This is a genomic window from Streptomyces sp. NPDC046887 (assembly GCF_040644755.1).
Lineage (GTDB): Bacteria > Actinomycetota > Actinomycetes > Streptomycetales > Streptomycetaceae > Streptomyces > Streptomyces lichenis.
In genome coordinates this window covers 72,939-79,550 of the sequence record NZ_JBEYXH010000034.1, presented here as the reverse complement: position 1 = coordinate 79,550, position 6,612 = coordinate 72,939, and the positions used below count along the sequence as shown (strand labels likewise).

The 6,612-nt window shown below is 76.0% G+C and carries 6 protein-coding genes; 1 reads left to right on the top strand and 5 read right to left on the bottom strand.

The features are described from left to right. Positions 1-73: 73 nt before the first annotated feature. Positions 74-724, bottom strand: coding sequence for a class I SAM-dependent methyltransferase (locus ABZ945_RS25880; protein ID WP_361273918.1), 651 nt, complete (start codon positions 722-724; stop codon positions 74-76). A gap of 250 nt (positions 725-974) precedes the next feature. Between ABZ945_RS25880 and ABZ945_RS25875 the strand changes: the two genes are divergently transcribed. Continuing rightward, complete coding sequence (locus ABZ945_RS25875) at positions 975-1,751, top strand: SDR family oxidoreductase (protein ID WP_361273915.1); 777 nt, start codon at positions 975-977, stop codon at positions 1,749-1,751. A gap of 911 nt (positions 1,752-2,662) precedes the next feature. Here ABZ945_RS25875 and ABZ945_RS25870 read toward each other — a convergent pair. The 4 genes from ABZ945_RS25870 to bioB form a co-directional block, all read right to left on the bottom strand. Further along, on the bottom strand, positions 2,663-3,007 hold the full coding sequence (locus tag ABZ945_RS25870; protein ID WP_361273950.1) for a VOC family protein: 345 nt from the start codon (positions 3,005-3,007) through the stop codon (positions 2,663-2,665). Between the two features lie 11 nt (positions 3,008-3,018). Continuing rightward, the gene (gene bioD / locus ABZ945_RS25865; protein WP_361273912.1) at positions 3,019-3,738 is read right to left on the bottom strand and encodes a dethiobiotin synthase; all 720 of its coding nucleotides are present in this window, start codon (positions 3,736-3,738) and stop codon (positions 3,019-3,021) included. A gap of 20 nt (positions 3,739-3,758) precedes the next feature. After that, the gene (locus ABZ945_RS25860) at positions 3,759-4,979 is read right to left on the bottom strand and encodes an adenosylmethionine--8-amino-7-oxononanoate transaminase (protein ID WP_361273948.1); all 1,221 of its coding nucleotides are present in this window, start codon (positions 4,977-4,979) and stop codon (positions 3,759-3,761) included. A gap of 115 nt (positions 4,980-5,094) precedes the next feature. Beyond that, entirely contained in the window at positions 5,095-6,396 is a 1,302-nt protein-coding gene (gene bioB / locus ABZ945_RS25855) for a biotin synthase BioB (protein WP_361273909.1), read from the bottom strand. Positions 6,397-6,612 lie beyond the last annotated feature (216 nt).

Below are 6,612 nucleotides of genomic sequence, written 5' to 3'. Positions count from 1 at the left end.
GGAGCCACCGCGTCGGCCGGCCAGCTGCGGGGCCGGCGGGCACCGGGCCCGGTGCCCGCCGGCTTCGCGTGGGTCAGTCGGCCGCCGGTCGGCGCGCGGTGCCCAGGACGCAGGGCGAGGAGGGGAACGGTACGCCGCCCTCCGGCACCCGTAGCCGCCGGAAGCCGGTGATCTCGAACCCGGCCGCCGACAGCGCGGCCAGCGGGTCCCGGGCCGTGTGGCAGCCACCGAACAGCAGCGGCCACACCGTGCGGTCCGCGACCCGCTGCACGGTGGCGAGCGCCCGCCCCTCGGCCCGGCCGTGCTCGAAGAACCGCAGTTGTCCGCCGGGCCTCAGCACCCGGCGCAGCTCGGCCAGGGCCCGCGGCAGGTCCCGTACCGAGCAGAGCACCAGCGAGGCGACGGCGGCGTCAAAGGCCTCGCTCTTCACCGGCAGCGCCTCCGCCACGCCCGGCACCACGTCCACCGGCACCTCGGCGCGCAACGCCGCCGCGACCGCCGCCCGGCGCAGCCGCCGCTCCGGTTCGAGCGCCACCACCTCGGAGACCTGGCCGGGGTAGTGCGGGAAGTTGAGTCCATTGCCCGCGCCGATCTCGATGACCCGGCCGGACAGCCCCGCCAGCAGCTCCGCACGGTGCGCGGCGATTCCGGCCCGGGTCTCCGCGGCCACGCTGATCCGCTCGTAGAAGCGGGCGAAGAGGGGGTGGTGTACGGGGTCTCGCATCGCGGCCCTCCTGCGTCGGTGGCGAGCGGCGGCCCGGGGAATCGGCTGCGGGGACCGCTGACGGGGGTCGGGTGAAGGGTTCGGCTACGGGGATCCTTCCCGGATCGCGCCAAGGTCAGCCCCGCCGCCCCTCCTGGGGTGGAGGGCCGGGGTGGCAGGATCGGGGCATGTCGCCACGCTTGCTGTGCCCGCCGACGCCCCCGTGCGCGTCCGGCTCGACCGACGGATTCCGGCCCCTGGGGCGGCAGCGATGAGGGGTGTGCTGATCACCGGGGGGTCGCGGGGCATCGGACGGGCGGTCGCGACGGCGTTCGCCCGGGGCGGCGACCGGGTCGCCGTCCAGTACGCCAGCCGCCGCGAGGACGCCGAGGAGACCCTGCGCCTGCTGCCCGGCACCGGCCATGTGCTGATCGAGGCCGACCTCGGTGAGCCCGGGGCGGCCGAGCGGGTGGTGACCGCGGCGGTGGAAGGGCTCCGCGACGGTGGTGCCGAGGGGGTGGACGTGCTGGTCAACAACGCGGCCGTGGCGCCGTCGGCCGGCAACCGGCACCCGGTGGCGGAGGTGTCCCTGGAGGAGTGGCGGGCGGTCTGGCGCCGGATGACGGACGTCAACCTGCTCGCGGCCGCGGACCTCACCTGGGGTGTGGCCCGCCACCTCATCGACCGCGGGGCGTCGGGCAGCATCGTGAACGTCGGCTCGCGCGGGGCGTTCCGGGGTGAGCCGGAGTTCCCCGCCTACGGGGCCGCCAAGGCGGCGCTGCACGCCTTCGGCCAGTCGATGGCCGTCGCGCTCGCCCCGCACGGCATCGCGGTGACCTCGGTCGCGCCGGGGTTCGTCGCCACGGAGCGCCAGGCGGCGAAGCTCGCCGGTGAGGCGGGGGAGGCGCTGCGTACGGAGAGCCCGTTCGGGCGGGTGGGCACCGCCGAGGAGATCGCCGCGGCCGTGCACTTCCTCGCCTCCCCGGCCGCGGTCTGGGCCTCCGGGACGATCGTGGATCTCAACGGCGCGTCCTATCTGCGCACCTGAGGGCCCTGGTTGCGGATGCCGGACCCCGGCAGGGCGGCGCCCCGGGCCTCCGGCCGCGGAGCCCGGCCGCGCATCCGCGTCCCCCGCTGCGGACCCCGGCCGCGCACCCGCGACCCCCGCTGCGGACCCGTGCCTCCGGTTGCCCCGTAGCCGCGAGCGCGTCCCCGGCGGACCGCCGCCGACCGACGAGCCGGGCCGCGTACCCGTACCGGGGCCCGCTGACGCACCCTGAGCCCCCGACCCCCGTCGCGTACCCGCGATCCCGGCGGCCGCGGACCCGGAGCTTCGGCCGCGCGCGGTGCGCAGCCGGGGGCGGTGCGTGGCCGAGGGAGCTGCGGGCTCTCACACGCGGGTGCGTGGCCGGTTTCGCGGTCCCGATATGCGGGCGTGGCCGAGGGGCGCGGGTCCCGGCACGCGGGCGCGCGGCCCGGTGTCGCGGGTCCCGGTACGCGGGCGCGCGGCCGAGGAGGGGCGGGATTCGGTACGCGGGCGCGCGGCCCGGTGTCGCAGGTCCCGGTACGCGGGCGCGCGGCCGGTCTCGCGGGTCCCGGTACGCGGGCGCGCGGCCGAGGGGCGCGGGTCCCGGCACGCGGGCGCGCGGCCGGTGTCGCGGGTCCCGGTACGTGGCTGCGGGGCCGGTGTCGCAGGTCCCGGTACGCGGGCGCGTGGCCGAGGAGGGGCGGGTTTCGGTACGCGGACCGGGTCGGTTCCGGGGGCCGCGTACCCCCGTCTCCGCGCCCTCGGCCGGGTACCGCAGCCGGCCTACGCGCCCGAGAACCCGGCCCCGGGCGCCGCGCCCCCGGCCGCGCCGCACCAGTGACCGGCCGCCGTCCACCTCCGCCCCGAGTCCGTAGACGCGCTCCGCCCGAGTCCGCAGAGACGCGCGCACCCGCGGCCCAACGGGCCGCCCCTCAGCCCGAGACGAAGCAGAACTCGTTGCCCTCGGGGTCGGTCAGCACCTGGAAGTGGCCCCAGTCGTCGGTGACGATCCCGCCGGACCGGGTCGCGCCCAAGGCCACCGCCGCGTCGGAGGCGGCCGCCACGTCCCCGGCGTTCAGGTCCAGATGGAGCCGGTTCTTGGCGGCCTTGCCCTCCGGTACGGCCTGGAAGGCGATCCGGATGAAGTCCGGCGGATCGACGTACGACCAGTCGGGGGAGCGGTCCACCGGATCGCCGCCGAGCAGCGCCGCCCAGAAGCGGACCAGGGCCGCCGGGTCGGCGCAGTCGAACACGATTTCCTCGACCTTCGCGCGCAGAGCAGTCATGATCAGCAGCGTACGGCGCGGGCGAAGGCCTCCGCATCCCAGTCGCCGCCGAGCACCGGCGCCAGCCACTCCGGGGCCGCCGCGCGGAACGCCGCCGGGGCGAGCGCGCCCGCACCCGCGGGCACCGCCCCCAGCAGCGGGGCACCCGCGGCCACCGGCAGGTCCGTCATATTGCACCGCTCGGCCAGCCCCGGCCGCTCCGGCCAGCTCCCCACCACGACCCCGGCCTGGGCGATCCCGCGGGCCCGCAGCGCCTCGGCGGTCAGGGTCACCATGTTGAGCGTGCCGAGCGCGGCCGGCGCCACCACCAGGACCGGGGCGCCCAGCAGCGCGGCCGCGTCGGCGAGGGTGCCGCCGTCCGCGTCATAGCGGACCAGCAGCCCGCCCGCGCCCTCCACCAGCACCAGGTCGTACTCCTCCGCCAGCTTCCGGGCCGCCTCCGCCACCTCGGCCGGGCCCACCGGCGCCATGCCCGCCCGGCGCGCGGCCGTCTCCGGGGCCAACGGCTCCGGGAACCGGGCCAGTTCGACCGGGGTGACACCGGGCCCAGCCAGCCGGGCCACCTCGTCCGCGTCACCCGGCACACCCGGCTCGACGCCGGTCTGCGCCGGCTTCAGCACCGCCACCGACCGCCCGGCCGCCCGGGCCGCCGCGGCGAGCGCCGCCGTGACCACGGTCTTGCCGATCTCGGTCCCGGTCCCGCTGACCACCATCACCGACATGGGTCCGTCCTTACTCTCTCTCAGCCCTGCCGGGCCGCCGCGCGGACCGCGCGGCAGATCCGGGCGAGGTCCTCGTCCTCCGTGACATACGGCGGCATCACATACACCAGGTCCCGGAACGGCCGCAGCCACACGCCCTCGCGCACCGCGGCCGCCGTCGCCGCCCGCATGTCCACCGGGTGGTCCAGCTGCACCACCCCGATCGCCCCCAGCACCCGTACATCCCGGACGCCGGGCAGTTCGGCGGCCGGGGCCAGGCCCTCGGCGAGCCCCGTCTCGATCCGCTTGACCTGCCCGGCCCAGTCACCGCCCAGCAGGAGGTCGATCGAGGCGCCCGCCACCGCGGCGGCCAGCGGGTTGGCCATGAAGGTCGGCCCGTGCGCCAGCACCGGGACCTCGCCGCGGGAGATGCCGTCCGCCACCCGGCTCGTGCAGACGGTGGCGGCCATGGTCAGGTAGCCGCCGGTCAGGGCCTTGCCCAGGCACATCACATCGGGGGCGACGGCCGCCTGCTCCGCGGCGAAGAGCGTGCCGGTGCGGCCGAAGCCGGTGGCGATCTCGTCGAACACCAGCAGGACGCCATACGCGTCGCAGGCCTCCCGCAGCACCCGCAAATAGGCCGGGTCGTGGAAGCGCATCCCGCCGGCGCCCTGCACCACCGGCTCCACGATCACCGCGGCCAGCTCGTCGGCGTGCCGCGCGATCGCCGCGCGCAGCCGCTCGGCGTACTCCTCCTCGTACCCCGCCGGCGGGGCGTCGGCGAAAAGCTGCCGGGGCAGCGCCCCGGACCAGAGCTGGTGCATTCCGCCGACCGGGTCGCACACCGACATCGGCTGCCAGGTGTCACCGTGGTAGCCGCCGCGCCAGGTCATCAGCCGCTGCTTGCCGGGGCGGCCGACCGAACGCCAGTACTGCAGGCACATCTTGATGGCGACCTCGACGGCGACGGAGCCCGAGTCGCTGAGGAAGACATGCCGCAGCGGCTCGGGGGTGATCTCCACCAGCCGGGCCGCCAGCCGCACGGCGGGCTCATGGGTGAGCCCGCCGAACATCACATGGCTCATCCGCTCCGACTGCTCCCGCAGCGCCGCGTCGAGCACCGGGTGGCGGTAGCCGTGGATGGCCGACCACCAGGACGACATCCCGTCGACCAGCTCCCGCCGGCCGTGCACCGGCTCGGCCAGCCGCAGCCGGACCCCGGAGGCGGAGGCCACCAGGAGGGGTTCCTCCCGGCCGGGCATCGGCCCGTAGGGGTGCCAGACATGGGCCCGGTCCAGTGCCAGCAGTTCCGGGCCGGTCAGCGGTGATTGCGGACCCCCGGGGCGCCCGGAGGCAGCCGGCTGATCGGCCAGCGGCTCAGGCATTGGGCGCGAGGTCCGTGCCGGCGCCCCGGCGGCGTACCGCCACCAGGTCCGTACGCGCCGCTCCGGCCGGTACGGACGCGGGGCGCGGCTCCTCCGCACCGGCGCCCGCCGCGACCGGCTCGGGCACCCCGGTCGGCTCCGGGGCGCAGAGCCCGCCGCCCGACGAACCGCAGCCGCCGCAGCCACCGCAGCCACGGTGCTCGGCACCGGCACCGGTGTCGGCCGCCGGGCCGCAGCCGCCGCCCGAAGAACCGCAGCCGCCGGCCGCCTGGGCCTCGTCGAGCACGGTCGAACGGTGCCGGGGGAGCGTGGTGGTACCGGCGCCCTCCACCTCGAAACCGGCGTCGGCGATCATCTCCAGGTCCGCCTTGCCCGCCTGGCCCTCACTGGTGAGGTAGTCGCCGAGGAAGATGGAGTTCGCCAGGTGCAGCGCCAGCGGCTGGAGGCTGCGCAGATGCACCTCGCGGCCGCCCGCCAGCCGTACCTCCACGTCCGGGCAGACGAAGCGGACCATGGCGAGGATCCGCAGCGCGCGCTGCGGCGTCAGGTTCCACTCCTTGGCCAGCGGCGTCCCCTCGAACGGGATGAGGAAGTTGACCGGGACCGAGTCCGGGTCCAGCTCGCGCAGCGCGTAGACCACGTCGACCAGGTCCTCGTCGCTCTCGCCCATGCCCGCGATCAGACCCGAGCAGGCCGACAGGCCCGCCGCGTGCGCCTTCTGCACGGTGTCCACGCGGTCCGCGTAGGTGTGCGTGGAGGTGATGGCCCCGTAGGTGCTCTCCGAGGTGTTGAGGTTGTGGTTGTACGCGTCGGCACCCGCCGACCGCAGCCGCTCGGCCTGCCCGTCCGACAGCAGCCCGAGGCAGGCGCACACCTCGATGTCCTCGTTGTCGTCCTTGATGGCCTGGATCGTCTTCGACACCCGGTCCACGTCCCGGTCGGTCGGGCCGCGCCCGCTCGCCACCAGGCACACCCGCTTCGCCCCGCCGGCGACCCCGGCGGCCGCGGCCTTGGAGGCGTCCTCCGGCTTCAGCCAGGTGTACTTGAGGATCTCCGCCTTCGAGCCGAGCCGCTGCGAGCAGTAGGAGCAGTCCTCGGGGCACAGTCCGGACTTGAGGTTGACCAGATAGTTCAGCTTCACCCGCCGGCCGAACCACTGCCGGCGCACCCTTCCGGCCGCCGCGACCACGTCCAGCAGCTCGTCGTCGGAGGTCGCCAGCACGGCGAGTGCTTCTTCGCGGGTCGGCAGCTCGCGCCGAAGCCCCTTGTCCACCAGCGTGTTCAGCAGGTCCATGGCTGTGATCCTGGCCTACGCCGCCCCACTCGGCCAAGGAGAAAGTGCACAAAGGAGCGGCCCCGCGGTGTGTGCATGGCCACACGCCGCTGCCGGTGCGGCCCGGCTAGGGTCTTGTGCACTGCCTACAAATCGGCCGCGCACTCTTCCGTGCGCATCGACGTGGGGCCGCGCCCTTCCACCCGAACGGGCGGTGCCCGTCCGCCCCGTACCGTC